Annotated in this window: 29 protein-coding genes; 12 read left to right on the top strand and 17 right to left on the bottom strand. The window is 70.9% G+C overall.

Annotated features, from left to right (window positions below; all coding sequences use genetic code 11):
- Positions 1 to 3 precede the first annotated feature (3 nt).
- Positions 4 to 294: a formate dehydrogenase subunit delta gene (locus tag QR78_RS13735; protein WP_048428080.1), complete on the top strand. Its 291-nt coding sequence runs from the start codon at positions 4 to 6 to the stop codon at positions 292 to 294.
- Positions 295 to 648: 354 nt separating this feature from the next.
- Here the strand turns inward: QR78_RS13735 and QR78_RS13730 are convergent, their stop codons facing one another.
- Positions 649 to 2,397 (bottom strand): ATP-binding response regulator, encoded by a 1,749-nt coding sequence (locus tag QR78_RS13730; RefSeq protein WP_048428079.1) that lies wholly within the window; start codon positions 2,395 to 2,397, stop codon positions 649 to 651.
- A gap of 271 nt (positions 2,398 to 2,668) precedes the next feature.
- Between QR78_RS13730 and QR78_RS13725 the strand changes: the two genes are divergently transcribed.
- The 4 genes from QR78_RS13725 (at position 2,669) to QR78_RS13710 (ending at position 5,245) form a co-directional block, all read left to right on the top strand.
- Positions 2,669 to 2,896 (top strand): hypothetical protein, encoded by a 228-nt coding sequence (locus QR78_RS13725; protein ID WP_048428078.1) that lies wholly within the window; start codon positions 2,669 to 2,671, stop codon positions 2,894 to 2,896.
- 216 nt (positions 2,897 to 3,112) lie between these two features.
- On the top strand, positions 3,113 to 3,847 hold the full coding sequence (locus QR78_RS13720; RefSeq protein WP_089504138.1) for a response regulator: 735 nt from the start codon (positions 3,113 to 3,115) through the stop codon (positions 3,845 to 3,847).
- A gap of 133 nt (positions 3,848 to 3,980) precedes the next feature.
- Positions 3,981 to 4,814, top strand: a complete 834-nt coding sequence (gene cysE / locus QR78_RS13715; RefSeq protein WP_048428077.1) for a serine O-acetyltransferase — start codon at positions 3,981 to 3,983, stop codon at positions 4,812 to 4,814.
- Between the two features lie 233 nt (positions 4,815 to 5,047).
- On the top strand, positions 5,048 to 5,245 hold the full coding sequence (locus tag QR78_RS13710; protein ID WP_210344710.1) for a DUF3126 family protein: 198 nt from the start codon (positions 5,048 to 5,050) through the stop codon (positions 5,243 to 5,245).
- Positions 5,246 to 5,292: 47 nt separating this feature from the next.
- Here the strand turns inward: QR78_RS13710 and QR78_RS13705 are convergent, their stop codons facing one another.
- Positions 5,293 to 6,015 (bottom strand): hypothetical protein, encoded by a 723-nt coding sequence (locus QR78_RS13705; RefSeq protein ID WP_244276361.1) that lies wholly within the window; start codon positions 6,013 to 6,015, stop codon positions 5,293 to 5,295.
- Positions 6,016 to 6,267: 252 nt separating this feature from the next.
- Between QR78_RS13705 and QR78_RS13700 the strand changes: the two genes are divergently transcribed.
- Positions 6,268 to 6,597, top strand: coding sequence for a DUF6949 family protein (locus QR78_RS13700; RefSeq protein WP_048428075.1), 330 nt, complete (start codon positions 6,268 to 6,270; stop codon positions 6,595 to 6,597).
- A 99-nt stretch (positions 6,598 to 6,696) separates the two neighbouring features.
- Positions 6,697 to 7,437, top strand: coding sequence for a tetratricopeptide repeat protein (locus QR78_RS13695; protein ID WP_048428074.1), 741 nt, complete (start codon positions 6,697 to 6,699; stop codon positions 7,435 to 7,437).
- A 21-nt stretch (positions 7,438 to 7,458) separates the two neighbouring features.
- On the opposite strand, the gene QR78_RS13690 is transcribed toward QR78_RS13695, so the two are convergent.
- The 4 genes from QR78_RS13690 to QR78_RS13675 all read right to left on the bottom strand — a co-directional run bounded on the left by QR78_RS13690 (position 7,459) and on the right by QR78_RS13675 (position 10,395).
- Entirely contained in the window at positions 7,459 to 8,163 is a 705-nt protein-coding gene (locus QR78_RS13690; protein ID WP_048428073.1) for a transglutaminase-like cysteine peptidase, read from the bottom strand.
- 149 nt (positions 8,164 to 8,312) lie between these two features.
- On the bottom strand, positions 8,313 to 8,951 hold the full coding sequence (locus QR78_RS13685; RefSeq protein ID WP_048428072.1) for a transglutaminase-like cysteine peptidase: 639 nt from the start codon (positions 8,949 to 8,951) through the stop codon (positions 8,313 to 8,315).
- Positions 8,952 to 9,127: 176 nt separating this feature from the next.
- Positions 9,128 to 9,634: a xanthine phosphoribosyltransferase gene (gene gpt, locus QR78_RS13680; protein WP_048428071.1), complete on the bottom strand. Its 507-nt coding sequence runs from the start codon at positions 9,632 to 9,634 to the stop codon at positions 9,128 to 9,130.
- An 8-nt stretch (positions 9,635 to 9,642) separates the two neighbouring features.
- A complete protein-coding gene (locus tag QR78_RS13675; protein WP_048428107.1) occupies positions 9,643 to 10,395 on the bottom strand; it encodes a competence/damage-inducible protein A in 753 nt (250 codons plus the stop codon).
- Positions 10,396 to 10,554: 159 nt separating this feature from the next.
- Between QR78_RS13675 and sfsA the strand changes: the two genes are divergently transcribed.
- Positions 10,555 to 11,262 (top strand): DNA/RNA nuclease SfsA, encoded by a 708-nt coding sequence (gene sfsA / locus QR78_RS13670; protein WP_048428070.1) that lies wholly within the window; start codon positions 10,555 to 10,557, stop codon positions 11,260 to 11,262.
- 5 nt (positions 11,263 to 11,267) lie between these two features.
- Here the strand turns inward: sfsA and QR78_RS13665 are convergent, their stop codons facing one another.
- From QR78_RS13665 to QR78_RS13645, 5 genes are all read right to left on the bottom strand, one after another.
- Positions 11,268 to 11,675 carry a hypothetical protein gene (locus QR78_RS13665; protein ID WP_048428069.1) on the bottom strand — a complete coding sequence of 136 codons (408 nt, stop codon included), beginning with the start codon at positions 11,673 to 11,675 and terminating at the stop codon, positions 11,268 to 11,270.
- A gap of 146 nt (positions 11,676 to 11,821) precedes the next feature.
- The gene (locus QR78_RS13660; protein WP_048428068.1) at positions 11,822 to 12,448 is read right to left on the bottom strand and encodes a hypothetical protein; all 627 of its coding nucleotides are present in this window, start codon (positions 12,446 to 12,448) and stop codon (positions 11,822 to 11,824) included.
- Positions 12,426 to 12,941 (bottom strand): c-type cytochrome, encoded by a 516-nt coding sequence (locus QR78_RS13655; RefSeq protein WP_244276362.1) that lies wholly within the window; start codon positions 12,939 to 12,941, stop codon positions 12,426 to 12,428. The genes QR78_RS13660 and QR78_RS13655 overlap by 23 nt, the downstream gene beginning before the upstream one ends.
- A gap of 59 nt (positions 12,942 to 13,000) precedes the next feature.
- Positions 13,001 to 14,770, bottom strand: a complete 1,770-nt coding sequence (locus QR78_RS13650; protein ID WP_048428067.1) for a PQQ-dependent dehydrogenase, methanol/ethanol family — start codon at positions 14,768 to 14,770, stop codon at positions 13,001 to 13,003.
- Between the two features lie 89 nt (positions 14,771 to 14,859).
- Positions 14,860 to 15,270: a copper chaperone PCu(A)C gene (locus tag QR78_RS13645; RefSeq protein ID WP_048428105.1), complete on the bottom strand. Its 411-nt coding sequence runs from the start codon at positions 15,268 to 15,270 to the stop codon at positions 14,860 to 14,862.
- A 336-nt stretch (positions 15,271 to 15,606) separates the two neighbouring features.
- Here QR78_RS13645 and QR78_RS13640 point away from each other — a divergent pair, with 336 nt between their 5' ends.
- Both QR78_RS13640 and QR78_RS13635 read left to right on the top strand, forming a co-directional pair.
- Positions 15,607 to 16,056 (top strand): cupin domain-containing protein, encoded by a 450-nt coding sequence (locus QR78_RS13640; protein WP_048428066.1) that lies wholly within the window; start codon positions 15,607 to 15,609, stop codon positions 16,054 to 16,056.
- Positions 16,057 to 16,110: 54 nt separating this feature from the next.
- On the top strand, positions 16,111 to 16,911 hold the full coding sequence (locus tag QR78_RS13635) for an SDR family NAD(P)-dependent oxidoreductase (RefSeq protein WP_048428065.1): 801 nt from the start codon (positions 16,111 to 16,113) through the stop codon (positions 16,909 to 16,911).
- Between the two features lie 19 nt (positions 16,912 to 16,930).
- On the opposite strand, the gene QR78_RS13630 is transcribed toward QR78_RS13635, so the two are convergent.
- From QR78_RS13630 to QR78_RS13615, 4 genes are read right to left on the bottom strand one after another with little or no spacing between them, the layout of a single operon-like run.
- Complete coding sequence (locus QR78_RS13630; protein ID WP_048428064.1) at positions 16,931 to 17,713, bottom strand: ABC transporter ATP-binding protein; 783 nt, start codon at positions 17,711 to 17,713, stop codon at positions 16,931 to 16,933.
- Positions 17,714 to 17,727: 14 nt separating this feature from the next.
- Positions 17,728 to 18,438 carry an ABC transporter permease gene (locus QR78_RS13625; protein WP_048428063.1) on the bottom strand — a complete coding sequence of 237 codons (711 nt, stop codon included), beginning with the start codon at positions 18,436 to 18,438 and terminating at the stop codon, positions 17,728 to 17,730.
- Positions 18,435 to 19,139: an ABC transporter permease gene (locus tag QR78_RS13620; RefSeq protein WP_048428062.1), complete on the bottom strand. Its 705-nt coding sequence runs from the start codon at positions 19,137 to 19,139 to the stop codon at positions 18,435 to 18,437. Before QR78_RS13620 ends, QR78_RS13625 begins: the two co-directional genes overlap by 4 nt.
- Positions 19,140 to 19,170: 31 nt before the next feature.
- The gene (locus tag QR78_RS13615; protein WP_048428061.1) at positions 19,171 to 20,025 is read right to left on the bottom strand and encodes a transporter substrate-binding domain-containing protein; all 855 of its coding nucleotides are present in this window, start codon (positions 20,023 to 20,025) and stop codon (positions 19,171 to 19,173) included.
- Between the two features lie 280 nt (positions 20,026 to 20,305).
- On the opposite strand from QR78_RS13615, the gene QR78_RS13610 reads away from it, so the two are divergent.
- Positions 20,306 to 20,806: a GNAT family N-acetyltransferase gene (locus QR78_RS13610; RefSeq protein ID WP_048428104.1), complete on the top strand. Its 501-nt coding sequence runs from the start codon at positions 20,306 to 20,308 to the stop codon at positions 20,804 to 20,806.
- Positions 20,807 to 20,810: 4 nt separating this feature from the next.
- Here QR78_RS13610 and QR78_RS13605 read toward each other — a convergent pair whose 3' ends face one another.
- Positions 20,811 to 21,458: a pyridoxamine 5'-phosphate oxidase family protein gene (locus QR78_RS13605; RefSeq protein WP_048428060.1), complete on the bottom strand. Its 648-nt coding sequence runs from the start codon at positions 21,456 to 21,458 to the stop codon at positions 20,811 to 20,813.
- A gap of 154 nt (positions 21,459 to 21,612) precedes the next feature.
- Entirely contained in the window at positions 21,613 to 22,218 is a 606-nt protein-coding gene (locus tag QR78_RS13600) for a PepSY domain-containing protein (protein ID WP_048428059.1), read from the bottom strand.
- A 170-nt stretch (positions 22,219 to 22,388) separates the two neighbouring features.
- Between QR78_RS13600 and QR78_RS13595 the strand changes: the two genes are divergently transcribed.
- The gene (locus QR78_RS13595; protein WP_048428058.1) at positions 22,389 to 23,249 is read left to right on the top strand and encodes an SDR family oxidoreductase; all 861 of its coding nucleotides are present in this window, start codon (positions 22,389 to 22,391) and stop codon (positions 23,247 to 23,249) included.
- The last annotated feature ends 68 nt before the right edge of the window (positions 23,250 to 23,317 follow it).

The raw sequence follows: 23,317 nt of genomic DNA, 5'->3' as shown, positions 1-23,317 counted from the left end.
CCGATGAGCGCCGCCGATCCCGCTGAAAAACTCGTCCGCATGGCGAACCAGATCGCCGCCTTCTTCCGCTCCTATCCGGACGACGAGGCGGTCGCGGGCATCCACAAGCACATCGTGGCGTTCTGGACCCCGCGCATGCGCGAGCAGCTCGTGACCTACTGCGCGGACGGCGATCACGGCCTCGATCCGCTGGCGCTCACCGCCCTGGAAGTCACCCCGAAGGCCCGCGCCCCGATCCCGGACGCGGTGACCGACCCGCACGAGCAGGGGCTGGGCGCGAGCGACGCAGGGTAACTTGAGGCGGAGCGGCGCCGCCTTGCCGACAGTACTGACCTATGGTCATCTGAGGGCGTGGTCGAGCGGAAAGCGCCAGGGCGTCACGGCCCCACATCCGGCAGGCGGTCGGATGTCTCCGGGCGAGAGCATCGCCGATCACGAACCCAAGAGGCGACGATGGGGTGGTTGCGGCCACGCTTTCGCGTTTCGGTGTTCTACAAGCGAGTGCGGAGGACCAGCGTGACTCTGATCCTCCGCGTCAAGCTCGGCTAGCGTAGCCCCACCGAAAGGGGCGAGGAGCAGCGCTCTTCGCCCCACTCCTGGGTCAGATTGTATGATCCAACGACGATCAGTCAATGTTGACTGATCGGCTCACACAGCATCGCCGTCGCCCTCCGGCAGCCGGATCGCGAAGGTCGATCCCGGCTCCTCCCCATGCATCTCGGCGGTGGCCCGCCCGCCATGCAGCTCGGCGATGCGCTTGACGATCGAGAGGCCGAGGCCCGTCGAACCCTCGCCGCCGGTGGGCTTGGCCGAGAGGCGCTGGAAGCGGCCGAACAGGCGGCCGAGATCCTCCGGCGACAGGCCGGGGCCGCGGTCGCGCACGGCGTAGACCGTCTCGGTTCCGTCGCGGGCCACCGTGACGGTGATCTCGCCGCCGGGCGGCGAGTACTTGATGGCATTCGAGATCAGGTTGTCCATCGCCTCGCGCAGCCGCTCGGCATCGCCGTGCAGCATCAGGGAGGCGGGGATCTCGGAGCGCAGGCTCTGCCCCTTGGTCTCGGCCAGCGGCGCGTTGGCCTGCGACACCTCGCGGGCGAGGGCCGCGACGTCGATCGGCTCGCGCCGCACCGCGATGTCGTGGGCGTCGTTCATCGCATCGGCGATCAGGGTCTCGATCATGCCGGTGAGGCGGCGCGCCGTCTCGCGGATATGCCCGATCTGGGCGTGCATCGCCTCGGTCGGCTGCGGTTGCGCCTCGATCATGTCGCGCAGCATCTCGGCGCGGCCCAGGATGACGGCGAGCGGGTTCTTCAGGTCGTGGGCGACCGTGCCCAGGATCTCGGTCTTGAGCTGGTTGGCCCGGCGCAGGTCCGAGCGCTGCATGGCGAGACGGCGGTTGGCCCGCATCAATTCGCCGGTGCGCTCCACCACGCGCTGCTCCAGGCCGACATTGGCCCGCTGCAATTGCTCGTAGAGGATCACGTTGTCGAAGGCGACGGAGAGGCGCGAGGTGAACAGCCCGATCAGGGCGCGGTCGGTCTCGGAGAGCGGGCGGGCGGTCTTGAGCAGGGCGACGATCTCGCTGCCGCTCGCGGTATGGACGTAGAGCGTCGACCACTGGTCGCCGAAGGTGTGGCGCCGCTCCGCGAGGGCACCGGCCACGATCACCCGCACGTCGTCGTCGAGGGGACGCCCCGCATCCGTCCCGACGAGGTGCTGGTAGCAGCCCGAACCGGCGAGCACGCTGAGCGCGTCCTGCGGCCCGGCCTGCTCGCGCAGCACCAGGATGCCGGCGCAGGCCGCGTTGAGCAGCGAGGCGACCTGGGTCAGAACGCCTTCGGCCAGGCGCTGCATCGACTTGTAGTCGAGCAGCATCGGGGCCGCGTCAATGATGATCTCGAGCCCGCGCCGCGTCTCCTCCAGGCGCTTGAGCTGCTGGTAGGCGCGCAAAGCCGCGGTCAGGCTGGTGAACAGCTTGTCGGCGGTGAGCTCGGTCTTCGCCTTGTAGTCGTTGATGTCGTAATCGACGATGACGCGCCGCTCCGGCGCCTGGCCGGGCTGGCCGGTGCGCAGGATGATGCGCACGGTCTCGTCCTTCAGTTCGTGCCGGATGTGGTCGACGAGCCGCAGGCCCGCATCGTCCGTCTCCATCACCACGTCGAGCAGGATCACCGCCATGCCGGGCCGGGACGCCAGCAGGGTCCGGGCCTCGGACGCGGAATAGGCGGAGACGAGATCGAGCCGCGCCCCGTCGAGGCTGTAGCCGGACAGCGCGAAGCGGGTGCCTTCGTGCACCGCCGGGTCGTCGTCCACCAGGAGCACCGGCCAGGGCGCGGCGGGCAGGTCCTCGCCGGGTTCGTCGTCCGGCAGGAGGAAGAGGGTGTCGTCGTCGCTCATCGACCGTCCGTAGACCAGTCCGCGACAGCGGCGGCAGTCCGCAAGTCGTCGGGCCGGCATCCTGGCCGGGCCGGAGGGTCCCGGCAAGATCGCGGTCAACACACCGGACGGGACGCGGCCACCGGAACCGCGACGGACGGAGTACGCGGCGGTCCGCCCTGTGCGCGAGAGCACATCGCACGGGCGATGGATCGGCCATCTGGAACGGACCGGCATCCGGGCAGCAGAGCGCGTCGATAAGCGTCCCGCCCGCGGAACAGGGAGACAGACGATGCTTCACGGTGTCCCGGGACGAACCGGCGCCCGCGCCGTTCCACTGTCCGACGACGCGCCCTGGCGGAACGATCTCGCCGCCCTCGACACCCTGCTGCAGGCCTCGCGCTCCCGCGGCCCGAGCCGCGCCGAGATCGCCGCCCTGATCGAGGCCGAGGCGCCCGGCGCCCTTTCGCCCGCCGCCCGGGCCCGGATCGCCGGACGGCTCGCCGCCCTCATGGATTGATTCTCCCGGACTGGTAATCCCGGACTGGTCTTCTTGGACTGATCCTCTTGGATTGATGCTCCTGCACTGACCCTCCGGACTGTTGCCGCACAGTCCGTGGACGGACGGCGCCCGGCACGGCATTGTCGGCGGGCGGCGCCCGCCTGTCGGCGCCGCTCCGGCACGGGGGCGCGGGATGAGGGAGTGGCGCGGCGCGAAGGGGGTGGCCCGCCGTCGATGGGTGGCGCCGTGACGGGCCCCGTTTCCCACGTCGTGGTGGTGGACGACGAGGCCGATGCCCGGGCGATGGTGGGCGACTACCTGCGGATGCACGGATTCGAGGTCAGCCTGTGCGACGGCGGCCGCGCGTTGCGGCGGCGCCTCGACGAGGTGACGCCGGACCTGATCGTCCTCGACCTCAACATGCCGGAGGAGGACGGTCTCTCGATCGTGCGCGACCTCAAGGGCCGGTCGAGCGTGCCCATCATCATGCTCACCGCGACCGCGAGCCCGATCGACCGGGTGGTCGGCCTCGAGCTCGGCGCCGACGATTACCTCCCCAAGCCCTGCGAATTGCGCGAGCTGGTGGCCCGCATCCGCTCGGTGCTGCGCCGGGCAGCGCAGGCGCGCACGGCCCCTCCCGAGCCGCCCCGGCCCGCCAGCGGCCTGCGCTTCGGCCGGGTGACGGTCGACACCGAGACCCTGCGGCTGCGCGACGAGACCGGATCCGAGCAGATCCTGACCCGCTCGGAATGCGCCCTGCTCAAGGCGTTCCTCGACAATCCCCGGCGGGTGCTGACGCGCGAGCGGCTGCTCGACCTCGCGGATGCCCGCGACCCGGAGGCCTTCGACCGGGCGATCGACGTGCGGATCAACCGGATCCGCAAGAAGGTCGAGCCCGATCCGGCTCATCCGCGCTTCATCCGGACCGTGCGCGGCCTCGGCTACGTCTTCCGTCCCGACGGCGATTGAGGGGCGGGCCTGCGTCGCAGGGGCTTGATGAACCGGGCCGGCCTCTCCAGGCTATCGGAGAGAAGATCGTCGCGCATCGGAGCGGCGGGCGCGAGACTCGTTCGCCCTGCCCCCGCAGCTTCGGAGAAGGCCCTTGTCGTCCAGTCCCGCCATCACCGCCGCCGATCCGGTCGCCGGCACCGTCGACCCGGTCTGGTGGCGGTTGCGCCAGGAGGCCGAGACGGTGATGCGCGACGAACCGCGCCTCGCCTCGTTCCTATTCGCCAGCGTGCTGAACCACGCCACCCTCGAATCGGCGGTGGCGCACCGGGTCGCCTCGCGGCTCGGCCACCCGGCGCTCACCGCCGACCTGATCGCCCAGAGCTTCGGCGAGGCGGTGGCGGACGATCCCGGCATCGGCCAGGCCTTCCGGGCCGATATCGGCGCGGTGATCGACCGCGACCCGGCCGCCGGCCGGGCGATCGAGCCGGTCCTGTACTTCAAGGGTTTCCACGCCATCCAGGCCCACCGCCTGAGCCATTGGCTCTGGACCCGCGGCCGGCGCGACCTCGCGCTCTACCTCCAGAGCCGCTCCTCCGAGGTCTTCCAGACCGACATCCACCCGGCAGCCCGGATCGGCCGCGGCATCTTCCTCGACCACGCCACCGGCCTCGTCGTCGGCTCGACCGCGGTGATCGAGGACGAGGTCTCGATGCTGCACGACGTGACGCTCGGCGGCACCGGCAAGCAGGGGGGCGACCGGCACCCGAAGATCCGCCACGGCGTGATGATCGGCGCCGGTGCCAAGATCCTCGGCAATATCGAGGTCGGCGCCTGCGCGCGGGTCGCCGCGGGCTCGGTCGTGCTCCAGGCGGTACCGCCCTGCACCACCGTGGTGGGGGTGCCCGCCCGCGTCGTCGGCTCGGCCGGCTGCTCGGATCCGGCCCGCGCGATGGACCAGTTCATCCACCTGATGGACGGGATCTGACCGGGGCATCGCCGCGCCGCCTTGCCCGCCCGGTCCCGCCGTGGCAAGGCGGAGGCCTACCGCCCCTGCACCGCCCCCGCGGCACGCCCGGCGGGGAGGGGGCGTTGTCGTGTCCCGAGCCCGGCCCGCGGCTTCGGGATCCTCGATCAAGGCGGAACGCAGCCGCGCCGGATCGCTCCGGGCGCGGACGCCGACTGCAAGCACCTGAAGAGGCCAGCGTGAACAAGACCGAGATGACGAAGGTCGAAGGCTACCTTCGCCGGACCTTCGCGAACCACAACATCCGTCTGGTCGCCCGTCCCAAGAAGACGGACTCGGCCGAGGTCTATATCGGCGAGGAGTTCGTCGGGGTCCTGTCGGTCGACGACGAGGACGGCGACCGCTCGTTCAACTTCTCGATGGCGATCCTCGACACCGACCTGGACGAGTAGTTTTCGGACGAGTAGTCCTTGGACGCACGGGCCCCGTCCAGGGCCCGTCAGGGCTCGGAGCCGAACAGCCGCTCCAGCCCGGCGAGGCCGGCGCTCCAGGACGGGAGCCGCTCGGCCGCGAAGCGCAGGCGCAGGCTCAGCGCGCCGATCCGCACCTCGCTGAGGCAGGCGGCCTCCGGCTCCGGGCTGGGGCCGGTGGCGCAACGCGCCGCGAACCGGCCGCCCTCGCCCTCGGCGAGGTAGAGATCCTCGCCCTCGAACGGCGTCCCGGCGCGGAAGCGCCGGCGCATCAGCCCCTCGGGCAGCGGCTGCGCTTCCGCGGTGAGGAAGCGGGCGTAGCGCCGGGCCGGGCTCAGCGGCGCCTCGGTCTCCGGCGCGCGGGTCGCGGTCACCCGCATCAGGCCGGGCAGGGCGCCGCCGGTCAAATCGCTCCATGGAATGGCGAGGTCGATGCGGTCGCCCCCGGTCTCGGCGCCGGCGCCCGGCCGCACGAACCACGCCGCCGGCAGCACCACCGGCCGGGGCGCCAGCATGCCCACGACCACCGGGCCGGCCGGCTTGGACGGACGCGCGAGCCAAGCCGCCGCGAGCCCGGTGAGCGCGAGCGCGCCGGCCAGGCCGAGGACGGCCCCGAGCATCAAGGGGCGGTCGAGATGGACGAGGGCGAGGGGAGCGGCGCGACGCGCGCCGTGCCGTTCCGGAAACGCCCGGCCCGGCCGCGCGCCGTCGCGATCCAGACCCGCCGTCGCGGCGCTCAGTGCAGGCCCCATGGCGCCCGCCTCCGATTCGTTCGAACGATGCCCCCGGACGGGGCACTCGCGAACGTTCGGCCACTGTCCTTAACCGCAGCTTACCGCCGCATCGGGCCTCACCCGATTTCGGCGCCCCACGATCGCGATGCCAGCGCAAGTCCCACATCAGGACGCCGCAGAGAGATCTGTGGATAACTCAATATTAACCATAACCGACAATCGCGACTGGCGCAGGGTGGGACAACCACGCCACCGGGGATTTAACGATCCATGAACCTCTCGCCCTCTGCCCTCGAGAACATCCAGACGCTGGTGCTCGGCCTTGCCTTCGCGGGCCTGCTGGCGAGCGCCTTCGAGTGGGCGACGGCGCGGCGGGCGAGCTTCGGGCTCCTGGCGAAGGGCGGCCTCGTGGCGGTAGCCTCCCTGCCGCTCCTGGCCTTCGGGGCCCCGTTCATCATCCTGCGCAACACCGTGCGGGGCCGGCGGGTGGAAGGGCGCCCGATCCCGTTCGTGATGCTGGCGACGATGCTCGCCTGCGGCTGGAGCCTGGTCTCCGGCCGGGTCGTGCTCGACCTCGCGCATCTCGTATCGGGTGCCTGACGCCGGGCCCGACCCATCGGTGTGCCGACGTCCCATTCTTGACCCAAGGGAAGTAAGGTCCCACTTCGTTCGTGATCTCGCGGTTCCGGGACGCGCACGATGCCGATCGCCTTTCTCACCCTGTGCTTCACCGTCGGTCTCGCGGTCCATGCCGCCAGGACCGGGCGCTTTTCTCCCTGGGGCTGGATCGTGATCTTCCTGCCGCCGCTGGGCGGCATCGCCTACCTGCTGATCGAGGTCCTGCCGGAGCTGCTCGGCTCGCCACGCGCCCGCGTCGCGGGGCGCAGGATCGCCCGGCAGGTGAACCCCGAGAAGACCTACCGGGCCCTGCGCCAACAGCTCCTCGACGTCGATACGGTCGCCAATCGGGCCGCCCTCGCCGAGGAATGCGCGGTGCTCGGCCGGTGGCAGGAGGCGAGGGAGCAGTACGACGAGATCCTGCGCCGGCCGAACGGCGACGAGCCGCTCTTCCATCTCGGACGGGCCGAAGCCGATCTCGAACTGGGCCGGCCCACCGAGGCGCTGGCGGTTCTCGAAGCGCTCCAGCAACGGGAACCCGATTACGGCAGCGCCCGCGCGGAGCTGCTCCGGGCCCGGGCGCTCGCGGGCGTCGGCCGCACCGCCGAGGCGTGCGACGCCTTCGAGACGATCTCGCGGCACCACGACAGCTACGAGGCGCGGGCCCGGCTCGCGGCCGTCCTCGCCGCCGCGGACCGGCCCGACGAGGCACGCCGGATCGCCGGGGAGATTCGGGAGCGGCTGCGCCGGGCGCCGGCCCACGTCCGCAAGCTGCAGGCGGAGTGGGGCCACCTCGCCGAGGAGGTTCTGCGCCGGGCCTGACCGGGTGGTCGAAGCCGGCCGTCAGCGATTCGCGGTGGTGACCGGCGAGGCGACGCCGTTCAGTGCCACCCAGGCGAGGCCGTCCTGGCCCTCGCGCTTCACGTAGGTGTAGCCGGTGCGCTGCCAGGGCAGGATCGCGTTGGTCTTGTTGTCGAGGATGTAGTCGCCCCGATCGGTGCGGACCATCAGAACGGCGTGGCCTTCGCCGATCTCGTCGATGACGACGGTCATGCGCAGGGCCCGGCGGGCGATGCCGCGCTCGACCAGCATGCGGCGCTTGAGCAGCTGGTAATCCTCGCAATCGCCCATGCCGTCGTCGGGGAAATCCCAGCGGTCGACCACGCCCCAATGGTCCTGGTCGATCATCGGGCGGATGCGGCCGTTGACCCGACGGTTCACGGCGGTGAGCGTACGCCACAGGGCCGGCGTCATCGCCAGCGTCGTCGGCTCCTTGAGATCGACGGCGCATTCCGCCGGATAGCGGTTGCAGAAGTCGTTCCAGGCGCTGACCGGCTTGGCGGAACCGCCGCGCTCGATCGCCGCGCTGGCATCGGGCAGGGCCGCGAGGGTCTGGGTCTGACCCTGGGTGGTGGCACCGCCGACGAGCAGCAGGGCACCGAGAAGTCCGAGCTGCGCCGCACGGGCGCCGCGCATCAGGAGGCCCTGGCGGTCGATCCGGAAATCGACATGGCTCGCCCGGCCCAGGCCGTCCAACACTGCCCGCATTGCCCCATCGCTTCGTTGAGCTTGGTTCTTGCATCCAAGCTGCCACGGGGCCGGGCGGGGCTCAACCGAAAAATTTAAACCCTGGTAAACGGTCCTGCCGCACTTTGGTTCCAATTCGGAACGCAGAATTTTTTCGGTGATTCGCCGGCTCAGCGATTGGCGGTGACGGTCGGGGCGGTGGCGCCGCCGAGGGACACCCAGGCGGTGGCGTCCTGAGATTCGCGCTTGATGTAGGTGTAGCCGGTCTTGTGCCAGGGGAGCACGGCGCTGGTCTTGTTGTCGAGAACGAAGTCGCCGCGGTCGGTGCGCAGCATCAGGACGGCGTGGCCCTCGCCCTTCTCGTCGATGACGACGGTCATGCGCATGGCGCGGCGGGGCAGGCCGGCCTGGGCCAGGAGCTTGCGCTTGAGGAGCTGGAAGTCCTCGCAATCGCCCGAGCCATCCTCGGCGAGGTCCCAGCGGTCGGGCACGCCCCAGTGCTCCTGGTCGGTGACGGCGCGGAGCGAGGTGTTGACCTGGCGGTTGACGGTCGTGACCGTCTGCCACAGCCGCGGGGTCAGGGTGACCTGCGCCGGCTCGCTCGCATCCACGGCGCATTCCGAGGCGTAGCGGGCGCAGAACTCGATCCAGCCGACGATCGGCCGGGCATGGCCGAGTTCGGGGGCGCCGACGCTCGGCACCGGCAGGGCGGCCAGGGTCTGGGCCGAGGCGGCCCCGCACGAGGCCGCCGCGACGAGGGCCGCGCCGACCAGAACCCGCTTCACGTTGCGCCCGAAACCCGTGGTCATCTGAGCCATCCCCTTCGTTAGGAAGGAGAGTGCCGCCCGACCTGCTGGCCCGCGCTGAAATCGATCCGCGCAATTTTATCGAATCGGCCGCCGGAAAGACCGGCGCGGCGACAGGACCAAGACCCCGCTCAACTGATCCGGTGAAAGCGAACATTCGCGTTCACCGGTCGGTGAGCTTAACCGGAGGTTCCCGGCTGGATCGGCGCCTGGTAGGACAGGCCCATGTCCCACGGGAAGTAGATCCAGGTGTCCTGGCTCACCTCCGTCACGAAGGTGTCGATCAGGGGCCGGCCGGCGGGCTTGGCGTAGACCGTGGCGAAGTGCGCGTCCGGCAGCATGGCGCGGACCACCTGGGCAGTCTTGCCGGTGTCGGTCAGGTCGTCGAGGACGAGCACGCCGCGGCCCGAGCCGTCGCCGATGGCGCGGATGCTCGGCGCCACGTCCTTGAGCACCTGGAGCGATCCCTGCTCCTGGTAGTCGTGGTAGCTCGCCACGCACACGGTCTCGATGAGCCGGATGCCGAGCTCGCGCGCCACGATCGCGGCCGGCACCAGCCCGCCGCGGGTGATGCACACGATGGCCTCGAACGGGCCGGCGCCGGCAAGCCGCCAGGCCAGGGCCCGGGCATCGCGGTGGAACTGGTCCCAGGAAACGGGAAACGCCTTGTCGCTCGGGGCAGCCATTGTGTCTCTCAGGTCCGCTCTGCTTGGAGGCGCGCCAGCAGCGCCTCGATCTCGGTGCGCGCGGCGGCCAGCGCCTCGGGCTCGCGGCCGCGCACCACGATCTGGTTGCGAAAGCCCGCAGGCGTCATCGACGGGTAGGAGCCGATCGAGACGCCCGGATGCGCCTTGGCGATGACGGCGAGCCCCTCGGCGTAGCCGCCCTCCGGCAGGTTGCCGGCCTCGATCGTCTCGGCGGTCACCCGCGCGCCGGTCTTCAGCCGCGGGGCGACCGAATCCATCATCGCCTGCATGATCGAGGGCACGCCCGCCATCACGATCACGTTCTCGATCATGAAGCCCGGCGCCTTCGAGATCGGGTTCTCGATCAGCTCGGCCCCGAACGGGATCCGGGCCATGCGCAGGCGGGCCTCGTTCAGGTCCTCGGGCTTGATCCGCTCGAGCAGCATCGCCTTCGCCCGCGGATCGACGTCGATCCCGACGCCGACGGCCTGCGCGACGCAATCGGCCGTGATGTCGTCGTGGGTCGGGCCGATCCCACCGGTCGTGAACAGGTAGGTGTAGCGGCCGCGAAGCGCGTTCACCGCCGCCACGATCTCCTCGGCAACGTCGGGCACCACCCGCACCTCGCGCAGGTCGATGCCGGAATTGGTCAGGTACTCGGCGATGTAGCCGATATTCTTGTCCTTGGTGCGTCCGGACAGGATCTCGTCGCCGATCACCAGGATGGCGGCGGTGACCGGGGCGGGGCTGGCGTCAGACATCTCGGAGGCTCTCTCGACGGCCCGCCGCCCGGCGGCGGCCACAGGGTTACGCCCGCCTTATCTCGGCGCCTCGCGGGGCTCAAGCGTGACACCCCGGCGCCCACCGGGTTAAGCGCCGGGTATGTCCACCGGAATGTCCTCGCCCATGCACGCGATCCGATGCGTTTCCCCGGCCCGCTGACCGAGGGGCGGCTGGTGCGCCGCTACAAGCGCTTCCTCGCCGACGTCGAACTGTCCGACGGCCGCCTCGTGACCGCGCATTGCGCCAATCCGGGTGCGATGCTCGGGCTCGTCGCGCCCGGCCGGCCGGTGCTGCTCTCGGCCTCGACCAACCCGGCCCGCAAGCTCGCCTGGTCGTGGGAGCTGGTCGAGGCGGACCTGCCGGGCGGACCGCAATGGATCGGCATCAACACCGCCCGCCCGAATGCCCTGGTGGCGGAGGCCTTTCACGAGGGGCGCCTCCCGCCGCTCGCCGGCGCGACCTCCTGGCGGGCGGAGGTGCCCTACGGCAAGGCGAGCCGGGTCGACTTCCTCGCCGGCGACGCGGACGGCCCGATCCACGTCGAGGTCAAGAACTGCCACCTGATGCGGGAGCCCGGCCTCGCCGAGTTCCCGGACTGCGTCGCCGCCCGCAGCGCCCGCCACATGGACGAGCTCGCCGAGGTGGTGCGGCTCGGCGGGCGCGCCCTGGTGATCTGGGTGGTGCAGATGCGGGCCGAGCGCTTCGCGGTGGCCGGCGACCTCGATCCCGGCTTCGCCGCCGCGTTCCGGCGCGCCCGGGACGTCGGGGTGGGCGCGCACGCCTTCACGTGCCGGATCGATCGCAGCGAGGTGACGATCGGGAACGAGATCCCGATCGTCGGGTGAACGGTCTACCAGCGTCCGGGTCCGGGCTCGTCGTCCCAGTGCCGGTGGCGGTGCCAGGGCGGCGGGCCGCCCCAGCGCGGGCCATCGCGATAGCCGCCCTCCCGGTATCCGGGGCCTTCGTCGCAGACCCGGACCCGGCGCACGACCTCCTCGCCATCCGGATCGATGCGGCGCTTGACGAAGACCCGGCACGGTCCCGGCCCCTGCGCGAAGCGCGGCGGAGGAGGGGGAGCCGGGCGCCACTCGCCTCGGCTCTCGAAGCGGGGCGGCTCGGGAGGCGGCGGCGGGGTCGGGCGCCACTCGCCCCGGCCTTCGAAACGCGGCGGCGGATCGTCGTCGAGATCGGCCGCGGCGACCGGGCCCGCGAGGGCGAGGAGCGCCAGGGTAGCGAGAATCAGGGAGCGCGCGGACATGGCGGGCGACTCTTCAGCGGGGCAACGCTCGGGCGGTGGTCACCGCCGGCATGTCGCCACTGTCGCGCCGTGGCGTTGAACCAGGGCTGAAGCGGGTGTTGTCGAACCGTCAGGTTTCGGGGCGGGAGGACCGGCTCCCGCCCGCTCTACTTCGTCGCCGCCACCACGATCCGGGTGCGGCTGATGAAGGCGCGCGGGTCGGCGCCCTGGTGGCCGTAGAGGTCGCGGGTGACCGTCACGCTCTTGGGTCCGAGCGCCTTGCGGCACTCCTCCTTGACGAAGGTCTCGCCGAGCGGCGTCTCGTCGCCGGTGGGCTTGCCCTCGGCGCAGGTCCAGCCCTCGTCGCCCCAGTGGCTGCGGGCCTGGAGACCGAGGAGGTGGCCCTTCTTGCGCAGGTAGAGCGGCACCGCGTCGTCGGTCTCGATCACCAGACCGTCCACCCGGGCGTCGTCCCCGACGAGGAGCGTGAGGCGGGCCGGATGGCCGGCGACGCGGGTGCCGTTGCGCGTGGTGCCGTCGGCATACGCGAAGCCGATGGCGTGCAGCCCCTTCGCGTCGGCCGGGCAGGCCCGCCAGTCGGTCCAGCCATTAAGGCTCCTGGCCGGACCCTCGCGGCAGGCGAGGTCGCCGTAGCTCCCGGGTGCGATCTCCGAGACCGGCATCCCGACCCTGATGTCGCGCAGGTCCGCCGCCTCCGGGCCGGCGGCCAGGGCCGGGCCGGCGCAGAGGAGGGCGGCGAGGATTGCCAGGTCAGTGCGAGACGGTCGGCGCATCGGAGCCCTCCTTCTTGCGGTAGACGTCGCAGGCCCGGGAGGTGGTGCCGAAGAAGGCGGTGCATTCCTCGAAGGTCGGATCGCCCTTGCCCTTGAGCTGGGTCGCGACGTAGGTCGCCACCGCGTCGATCTCCGCCGGGCGCAGGAACACCGCGGTCTCCGGCGGCATGTTGCCGGCCATGTCGGCCTTGAGCGAGTCGTAGCACTTCACCGAATCGTAGGCGCCGCGCAGGTGGTAGGGCATGCCGGTCCCGGGCCGGCCGCAGCGCACCACCTCGGCGATCTGCTCCTTGTCGAGCTGGGTCTTGCGCAGCGACAGGGCGTCGCCGCCATATCCACCGCCGCCGCCGCCATGCCACTTGTGGCAACCCGAGCAGGCCTTCTTGAACACCGCGAGATCGCCCTCGCCCGCGGCGGTCCGGGCGCCCTGCGCCCAGGCCGGAGAAGCGAGCGCGAGGCCGGCGAGCACCACCGGCAGCATCGTTTTCCGCATCCGTCAAAACCTCGTGCGCGGCGGGGCGCTCACCGCGCCCCGCCTGGAAGGATCCCGCTTCAGAGCGCGAAGACGTAGAGCATCGAGCCGGTCTGGATGTTCTTCAGCTCCGGGGTCGAGTCGATGAACCACTTGTCCCAGGCGCCGCCGAGACCGACCAGGATCGCGACATATTGCTTGCCGTCGACCGTGAAGGTCATCGGGGGCGCGTTGACGCCGCTGCCGGTGCGGAACTCCCACAGCTTGTCGAGGCTCTTGGCGTCGAGCGCCATCACCCCGCCGCCCGGCTCGCCGGTGAAGACGAGGTCGGGCGTGGCCAGCATGCCGCCCAACAGCGGGAACTGGGTCTCGTGCTTGCCGGCGACCTTGCCGGTCTTCACGTCGATCGCCGTCACGCTGCCGGTGATCCGGAACGGCTGGCTCGGCCCGCCGCCGGTGAAGAACTCCCGGGGTTTCAGGTTGGCCTGCGTCATCGCCTCGTGGGTGACGCGGTTGCAGCTCTCGATGACCGGGATGTACCAGTATTGCAGGTTCGGGTTGTAGGCGGTCGGCGGCCAGTTCTTGCCGCCCATGTTGCCCGGGCAGAAATCGGCGTTCTTGTTCTCGGCGCTCGGAGTCGCCGCCGGGTTGTAGCGCTGCACGTCCTTGGTCGGGTCGTACTCGAACGGCTTGCCGGTATCGGGGTTGATGCCCTTGGTCCAGGTCACCTTCTTGACGAAGGGCGTTGCCCAGACGAACTGGCCGTTGGTGCGGTCGACCGCGTAGGCGTGGCCGTTGCGGTCGGCCTCGATGGCGAGCTTGCGGCCGTTCGCCTCGACCAGGAGGTTTTCCGACACGCTGTCATAGTCGTAGGGGTCGTTCGGCGTGTGCTGGAAGTGCCACTTGATCTTGCCGGTCGTGGCGTCGAGGCCGAGCGTCGAGTCGGTGTAGAGGTTGTCGCCCGGCCGGTAGGCGTTGTCCCAGTCCGGGCCCGGATTGCCGACGCCCCAGACGATCGTGTCGGTCTCGGGATCGTAGGTGCCGGTCACCCAGGTCGAGCCGCCGCCGCTGACCGCCGCGTTGTTGTCGCCCTTCCAGGTTTCGGAGCCGGGCTCGCCCTTGCCCGGGATGGTGTGGGTGCGCCAGACCTCCTTCTCGGTCTTCAGGTCGGTGGCGGCGATCCAGCCGCGGATGCCGTATTCGGCGCCGCCGACGCCGGAGATCGCCAGGCCCTTCACGATCAGCGGCGCGCCGGTGATGGTCTCGCCCTTGTCCGGATCGGCGACCTGGCGCTGCCAGGCGACCTGGCCGGTTTCCTTGTTGGTGGCGATCAGGCGCCCGTCGAGGGTGTGGCTGACCACGAGGTCGCCCCAGAGCGCGACGCCGCGGTTGTTGACGCCGCAGCAGGCGACCGCGCCGGCCCATTCGCGGTCGGTCTTCGGGTCCATCTTCCAGAGGAGCTTGCCCTCGCCGCCGCGGGTGTCGATCTTGTAGACCGAGCCCCACCCGTCGGTGACGTACATCATGCCGTTCTCGACGATCGGCGTGCCTTCGAGCCCGCCGTGGCTCCAGATGCCGCCGGACTCGATGCCGCCGAGCGCCATCGTCCAGGCGACCTTGAGGTTCTTGACGTTGTCCTTGTTGATCTGGGTCAGCGTCGAGTAGCGGTGGCCGGCGAAGTTCTTGTGGTGCTGGATCCAGTTGCCCTCTTCCTTGTCGGCATTGAGCAGGCGCTCCTGCGTGACGCCGCCATCGGCGGCGAGCGCCGGGGCGAGGGGTGCGGCGCCGGCCGTCAGGGCGGCGAGAGAGGTCGCGGCAAGGATGCGCCGCACCGTCCGGGACGTCGTCATGGGGGTCTCCTCCGGGCCGCCGTCTTTTGGAATGTGTCGCCGCGGCGCGGGCAGCCTCGCGACCGGCGTATTCGTTTAAGAAAAGAATCCTATTTCACGGCGCGGACCTCGACCGGCACCTCGACCGAGCCGGCCTTGCGGAAGCTCGCCGAGCAGGTGAAGCGTTCGCCGGCGACCAGCGGCTGCCGGGTCTGGAGCAGCATCACGTGCATGCCCTCGGGCGTCAGCGCGGTCTCGCCGGAGGCCTTGAGGGCGATGGCCTGGATCGGTCGCTTGGAGGGCGGACCCTCGCCGCCCTTGTCGACGGTCACGCGCTCGCTGAAATTCGCGAACGGGCAGCGGAAGCGCAGCAGCGAATCGGCCTCGGCGGCGCGGTTCATCACCGTCATGTGCAGGGGGACGTCGGACCCGACCTTCTCGGTGGGGGCGACGGAGGCGTGCAGCACGTCGATCTCGCCGGCCAGGGCGGGGACACAGCCCAGCAACACAGCAAAGGTCACGCTGAGCGCAGGCGTCCGGCAATCGAGAGACGATTTCATCGACGGCATGGCGTAGCCGTCCCGGCGTCAAGGCGCGACATGGATGGCGACATCCATTATCCTCCCTCTCGTGTCAGCTTCGCCTTTTGGCGGCGAATTGTCGGTGAGGGTAGCCGTCGGGGTCGCGTCGTCAAGGTCTTATTATAAGGCTCGCATAAAAATTGCCCGCGACGGATCGGCCGGGTGGGCGCCCTCTCGCGGGAGCAGCCGCACCGCCCTAGCTGTCGAACGATGCCCAGGGTGCCGGGAGCGCGGCGCCCCGCAAGGCACGTCCCGATCGACGAAGGGAGTTCCGCGATGGCCGAGCCCGATCCGACCGTACTGCCGACCCGGGGCCGCTTCGACGTCCAGGCGATCGCCGACGCCCTGCCGGCGAGCGCCGCCACGATGCTGGTCGACACCTACCTGACCGACCGGCCGGCGGCGAGCGCCCGGGTGTTTCGCGTCTACCGGCCGACGCCGGCGCATTACCACGAGGGGTGCGACGAGTACCTCTACGTGCTCTCGGGCCGCGGCACGTTCTGGATCGGAGACGCCTCGGACGAGGCCGAGTTCGGGCCGGGCCAGCTCCTGTTCTTCGAGCGCGGCGTCATCCACGCCCTGCCGCGGCTGATCGAGGAGCCGGTGGTCTTCCTGTCCGTCGATACGCCGCGCCGTGCGCCGACCGACGTGATCTTCGTCGATGCCGCGGCTGGCTCGGCGCAGACCTTCATGGCGCGCAACGCGGCCAACCCCGATCCGGCTTGACCTCCCGGGCTCCTGCCGCGATGCACGGAGCACAAAAACGCGGGAGGACGCGGCATGACGGGCGTGAGCGGGACGGGCGCGGGCCGGGTGGCCCTGGTCACCGGAGCGGCGCGGGGCATCGGGCTTTCGGCGGCGCGGCTCTTCCTGGAGGAGGGCTGGCGCGTCGCGCTGCTCGACATCGACGGCCCGGCCCAGGAGGCGGCCGTCGCCGAGATCGCCCGGCCGGACGACACCCTGGCCCTCACCGGCGACGTCGCCGATCCGGAGGCCGTCGCGGCGGCGGTGGCGGCCGTCGAGGCCCGGTTCGGCCGCCTCGACGCGCTGGTCAACAATGCCGGCACCGCGGTGTTCAAGCCGCTCCTCGACACCACCCCGGCCGAGTGGGCCCGGGTGCTCGCCGTCAACCTGACCGGCCCGTTCCTGTGCGTGCAGGCGGCCGCCCCCGTGATGGCGCGGGGCGGCGGCGGGGCCGTCGTCAACATCACGTCGATCTCGGGCCAGCGCGCCTCGACACTGCGGGTCGCCTACGGCACCAGCAAGGCGGCGCTCAAGCACCTCACGAAGCAGCAGGCGGTCGAACTCGCGCATCTCGGCATCCGGGTGAACGCCGTGGCGCCGGGCCCCGTCGATACCGCGATGGCCAAGAAGGTCCACAGCGCGGCGATCCGGGCCGACTACCACGACGCGGTACCGCTCAACCGCTACGGGTTGGAGCGCGAGATCGCCGACGCCATCGTGTACCTGTGCGGCGAGCGCGCGAGCTACGTCACCGGCCAGACCCTGGCGGTGGATGGCGGCTTCGACGCCGCCGGCATCGGCCTGCCGACCCTGCGCCGGGACCTCGCGGCGCGCTGACGGCGCATCCGGCGCCGGGTCACTCCCCCCGGGCCAGGAACTGCCGGAACCTGTCCGACGTCGGCGCGGAGAAGACCTGCTCGGAGGGGCCGTCCTCCAGGATCCTTCCCTCGTGCAGGAAGACGACCCGATGGGCGACGTCGCGGGCGAAGGCCATCTCGTGGGTGACGACCAGCATGGTGCGGCCCTCCTCGGCGAGCGCCCGCATCACCCGCAGCACCTCCGCGACGCGCTCGGGATCGAGGGCGGAGGTCGGCTCGTCGAAGAGCAGGACGCGCGGGTGCATGGCCAGCGCCCGGGCGATGGCGGCGCGCTGCTGCTGGCCGCCGGAGAGATGCGCCGGGTAGTGGTCGCGCTTGTCGGCGATGCCGACCTTGGCGAGGAGCGCCTCGGCCTCGGCGACGCACTCGGCTCTCTTGCGGCCGAGCACGTGGACCGGCGCCTCGATCACGTTCTCCAGCACCGTGCGGTGGGACCAGAGGTTGAAGCTCTGGAAGACCATGCCGACCCGGGCGCGGATGCGATCGACCTGTCGGGTATCCGCCGGCACCCGGCCGCCGCGGCGGGCGCGCCAGGCCACCGCCTCGTCGCCGACCACGACCTCGCCGGCCTCCGGCACCTCCAGCAGGTTGATGCAGCGGAGCAACGTCGACTTGCCGGAGCCGGACGAGCCGAGGATCGCCACCACCTCGCCCTCCCGGGCCGAGAGCGAGACGCCGCGCAGGACTTCGAGATGGCCGAAATGCTTGTGCAGGTCGCGGACCGCGACGGCCTCGGGACGGATGGGCGAGGGGGCGAGCATGGTCGGGTCCGGGGTCAGGCGGGGCGGGCTGCCGGTCGCGGGCGCAGGTCCGGGGAGAGCCAGGCCTCGGCGAGCCGCAGGAGCCCGATGATCACGAAGGTGAGGGCGAGGTAGAAGGCGCCGGCGCAGACGAAGACCTCCAGCGCCCGGAAGCTCTGGGCGATGAGCTTCTGGGCGAGGCCGGTGATCTCCATCAGCGTGATGGTGGAGGCGAGCGAGGTCGCCTTGACTACCGAGATCACCTCGTTGCCGTAGGCCGGCAGGGCCTGGCGGGTGGCGAGCGGGAGGGTGATCCGGCGAAACAGCAGGAGCCGCGGCATGCCGCAGGCCCGCCCCGCCACCAATGCCCCGTACGGGACCGAGAGGACCGCGCCGCGAAAGATCTCCGCCGTGTAGGCCCCGGTGTTGAGGGCGAGCGCCAGGAGCGCGCACCAGTACGGCTCGCGGAAGAAGGTCCACAGGCCCCAGGCCTGGAGCACCGGCCGGAACTGGCCGAGCCCGTAATAGATCAGGAAGATCTGCACGAGCAGCGGCGTGCCGCGGAACACGAAGATGTAGAGCCGGGCGATCCAGTCGAGCGGGACGATGCCCGAGAGCCGGCCCCAGGCGGCGAGGGCTGCCAGAACGCCGCCGAGCGCCACCGAGCCGGCGGTGAGGCTTAAGGTAAGAGGCACGCCGCCGAGCAGCGTCCGGACGGTGGCATCGAGGAACGCGACGTCGATCATCGGATCCCCCGTCTCGCATGGGCTTCGGCCCGGGAAAAACCCCAGGTCGAGAGCGAGGTGATGGCGAGGTAGAGGGCGCCGGCCGCGAGGTAGAAGGTGAAGGGCTGGCGGGTCGAGCCGGCGCCGACCTGGGCCTGGCGCAGCAGCTCGACGAGGCCCGTCACTGAGACCAGCGCCGAATCCTTGAGCAGGATCTGCCAGACGTTGCCGAGGCCCGGCAGGGCGTCGCGGGCGACGAGCGGCGCCACGACCCGGCGCAGGATCAGCCCGCGATGCATGCCGACGGCGCGGGCCGCCTCGATCTGCCCGCGATCGAGGGCGAGGTAGGCGCCGCGGAAGACCTCCGCCTGGTAGGCGCCGGAGATCACCCCGAGCGCCACCACGCCGACCCCGAAGGCCGGCACGCCGATGAAGCCCTCGGCGCCGAACCAGCCCCCGACCACGCCGAGGGCCGCGCTGCCGCCGAAATACATCAGGTAGATGACGAGCAGGTCCGGCACGCCGCGCAGGAGCGTGGTGTAGCCCTCGGCGAGCGCCCGCAGGGGCAGGAGGCCGGAGAGTTTGGCGCTCGCGGCGAGGCCGCCGAGCACGGCCCCGAGCAGGAAGCCGCACAGGGCGAGGCCCAGGGTGGTGCCGGCGGCGACGAGCAGCGCGCCGCCCCAGCCGCCGGGGCCGAAGCCGAGAAGGGTGAAGGCGCTCACGCGGATGGGGCCCCCGTCCGACGACGCACCCTCAGCCCTGCGGGGTCATGTCGGCCTTGAACCACTTGAGCGAGAGCTTCTTCAGGGTGCCGTCGGCGATCACCGCGTCGATGCCCTCGTCGAGCTTGGCCTTCAGCTTCGCCTCGCCCTTGCGCAGGCCCATCGCCACGCCGCGGCCGAGGATGCCGCCGCGGAAGCGCGGGCCCGCCAGCATCACCGTGTCGGCGAATTCCGGCTTCTCGGCGGTGGCCCGGAGCGGCGCGTCGTTGGCGAAGATCGCGTCGATGCGGCCGGCGGCGAGATCGAGGTCGTGCTGCTCGGTGGTCTTGTACTCGCGCACCTCGACGGTGCCCTTGAGGTACTTGTCCATGAAGGCCGCGTGGATGGTCGAGACCTGGACGCCGACGGTCTTGCCCTTGAGGAGCGGCTTGATCGCGTCGAGGGCCTTCGCCGCCTCGGCCTCGTCCATCAGGCTGAACTTCTGGCCGCCCAGGGGAAGCTTGGCGAGCGGCCCGTTGCGGTCGACGGCGAAGCCCGAGGAATCGCCGCTATAGGGCTTGGTGAAATCCACCACCTTCAGGCGCGCATCCGTGATCGTCATGCCCGACATGATGGCGTCGAACTTCTTGGCGTTGAGACCCGGTACCACGCCGTCCCAGTCCTGGGCCACGAACTCGCATTTCAGCTTGGCGCGGGCGCAGATCTCGCGGCCGAGCTCGATCTCGTAGCCGTCGAGGGTGCCGTCGGGCTTGGTGAAGTTGTAGGGCGCATAGGCGCCCTCGGTGGCGATCCGCACCGTCTCCGGCACCGTGTCGTCGGCCCTGGCCGCCCCGGCGGTGCCGATGGCGAGCGAGAGGACGAGGGCGAGAGCAGACCTGATTGTCATTGTGGCGTCGTTCCCGGACCGTTGAGGCGTTCCCACGCGCAGCTAACCCGCAAGGCGACCCTCAAGGCAAGCGCTTGCAGGCTTGCGGCATGCGAGCGGCATGCCACCGGCGGTTTGCACTCACAGGAAAGCGCTGCTATGGCGCCCCCGCGGGCGATGCGCCCGCCGCGGGCGCGCCGCTCGCCAGGAGTGAGAACGATGGCCCCGAGGGCAGAGGCGCGACGACGGATCGGCTGACCGATCCGCCCTTCCTCATCGACGCCCCGCCCAGAGTGTGCCCGTGACCACGCTTCCCCTCGTCATCCGGCCCGAATCCCCGCGCGACAACGACGCCATCGAGCGCCTGCACGAACGCGCCTTCGGCCCCGGCCGCTACGCCCGCACCGCCTTCCGGCTGCGCGAGGGCGTGTCCCATCTCGCCGACCTCTCGTTCACCGCCCTCGTCGGCACGCTGCTCGTCGGCTCGGTCCGGGTCTCGCCGGCCCGGGCGGGATCGAGCCCGCTCCTGGTGCTCGGGCCGCTCACCGTCGATCCGGCCTTCGGCAGCCGCGGCATCGGCGGCGCCCTGATGCGCGCCTCCCTCGATGCGGCGCGCGAGGGCGGGCACGGCCTCGTCATCCTGGTCGGCGACGCGCCCTACTACGCCCGCTTCGGCTTCCGGGTGCTGCCGCCGCGCAAGCTCATCCTGCCGGGCCCGGTCGATCCGGGTCGGTTCCTGGGTCTCGAGCTGCGCGAGGGGGCGCTTGCCGAGGCCGGCGGCAGCGTCGTCGGCGGAGCCTGACGCCTCAGCCCGGATCGGCCTCGCCGCGATAGGCCTCGAGCGGGATCGTCCCGCCCGTGCGGGCGACCTTTTGCTCGTCGCCCGCCGGCAGGGCCCCCTCGAAGAGGTCGATCCGCTTCCAGGCCGGGAAGGGCTGGCGCCCGTCCGCGTCGGGCAGGTGGGGCGACAGCTCGGTGGCCCGGCTCCGGTGGATGTAGCGGCCGCAATTGACGAAGATTCTTTCGACCGAGACCCGCACGACGTGGTCGGCGCCGGGATAGAGCGCGAGCAGGTCGGGATCGTCCGCGAGCGCCGCGGTACCGTGCAGCCGCAGGCGGTGCGGGTTCTCGAAATCGATGAAGAGCAGGCCGATGCGGGGATTCTGCCCGAGATTGCCGAGGGTCAGGAACATGCCGTTCCCGTCGTAGCTCGGAAGGACCAGTTCGCTCGGGCCGGTGATGCGCACGAAGCCCGGGGGGCCGCCCTTGTAGGACACGGTGGGCTGGCCGTTGCCGTCGACGGTGCTGAGGAAGACCATCGTGGCGCCGGCGATGAAGTCGCGCTCGGGTGCCTCGAACGCGTCGTGCGCGTGCGCTTCCAGCCGGTCGGCGAGACGGCGCGTGCCGTGCTCGTCCTGAAGGCGCCGATGGCTTTCGCCGAAGAAGACGCTCATGATTTCCCCCTTGGCCCTTCGGCCCTTCAGGGCCGTTGCGGCTTCCTAGCATGGGGGCCGGGGGGCCGTCGCACCCACCTTGACGGCTGCGGCGCGACGGCCTCGGGAGAGGCCGGCGCCCCGTCACGGGGACGGGGCGCCGAGACCGATCCGTTTAGTCCTTCATGATCTGACCGTCCGGCCCGACCTTCACTTCCTGCTCCTTGTCGGCCAGCGCCACCTTGATCTCGTAGGCGACGGCCGAGCCTTCGCGCTCGACCTCGGCCTCGTAGGCCTTGCCGCCGCCGGCCTGCTTCTCGGCGATCGCCAGGGCGTCCTTCAGCGAGACCTTGGCGTTGTTGAAGTCGGCGACCTTCAGGCGGGTGAAGTAGCGCTCGATCGGCTGGTTCTCGCTCTTGTAGAGCGCGCCGGTCTCGGCGTTGATGCCGTGCTCGACCAGCTTGCCGTCGGGATAGACGACCTTGATCGACCAGTGCATCGGGTTCTTGCTGTCGGCCTTCTCGAAGTCGGCGTCGATGGCGCGGCCGTTGCCGTCCTTCTTCTCGGCGGTAGCGATGGCGTCGGCCAGGCTGATCTTGGCGAGCTTGACGGCCTGCCACTCCTTCATGTCCTTCGTCGCATCCGGCGCGGCGGTCGTGGCCATCGGGGCGGTGCCCGGCGCCGTCGGGGCGGTCGGGGCGGTCGGGGCCGTGGTCTGGGCCAGGGCAAGGCCAGTGGTGAGGGCGAGGGCGCCGGCGGTGGCGAGGAAACGGGTCAGCATCGTGGTCTCCGGGGGCGTGTGAGGCCATCCATCAGGGACACCGGAAACGCCGCTCCCCCGACTTGGTTGCCCATTGGGCAAGATGCTCGTGCACGAGGCAGGCGCGGGACCGGAACACTGATACTCCCCACCAGTTGGCTGGACGTTCCCGGACCTGACGGAGCCCGACGATGACCGATTTCCCGAAGCCCCCGTTCGGGCGCCAGAAGCCGATCCCGATGCCGGGCCGCGATGCCGACATGGACCCAAGGCCGGATTACGGCGAGACCCGCTACCGAGGCTCGGGGCGGCTTGCCGACCGCAAGGCGATCATCACCGGTGGCGACAGCGGCATCGGCAAGGCGGTGGCGCTGGCCTTCGCCCGCGAGGGGGCCGACGTGCTGATCGCCTATTACGACGAGCACGAGGATGCCCGCGAGACCGCCAAGCTCGTCGAATCCGCCGGCCGCCGAGCGGTACTGGTTCCGGGCGACATCAAGGACCCGGCCCATTGCCGCGCCATCGTCGAGAAGGCGGTGGCGGCGTTCGGGCGGGTCGACGTGCTGGTCAACAACGCCGCCCATCAGGCCAGCGTGTCGTCGATCGAGGAGCTGAGCGACGAGGAGTGGGACGTTACCTTCCGCACCAACATCCACGCGATGTTCTACCTGACCAAGGCGGCGGTGCCGCACATGCGGCCGGGCGCGGCGATCATCAACACGACGTCGATCAACGCCGACGCGCCGAGCCCGCAATTGCTCGCCTACGCCACCACCAAGGGGGCGATCCAGAACTTCACCGGCGGGCTGGCCCAGTTGCTCGCCGAGAAGGAGATCCGGGTGAACTGCGTCGCCCCCGGCCCGGTCTGGACGCCGCTGATCCCCTCGACCATGCCCGAGGAGAAGGTGCGCCAGTTCGGCTCCCAGGTGCCGATGAAGCGCCCCGGCCAGCCGGTCGAGCTCGCGCCCGTCTACGTGATGCTGGCGAGCGAGGAGGCGAGCTACGTCTCGGGTGCCACGGTGGCGGTGACCGGCGGCAAGCCGATGATCTGATGACCGCTCGCATGTCGGAGCAAGACGATCGTCCGGGCACCGTCCAAAGCCCTTGCGATCTCGGACCA

The sequence above is a fragment of the Methylobacterium indicum genome, from assembly GCF_001043895.1.
In the GTDB taxonomy this organism is placed as follows: domain Bacteria; phylum Pseudomonadota; class Alphaproteobacteria; order Rhizobiales; family Beijerinckiaceae; genus Methylobacterium; species Methylobacterium indicum.
The sequence above is the reverse complement of the archived record's forward strand: the minus strand, read 5'-3'. Positions and strand labels throughout refer to the sequence as shown.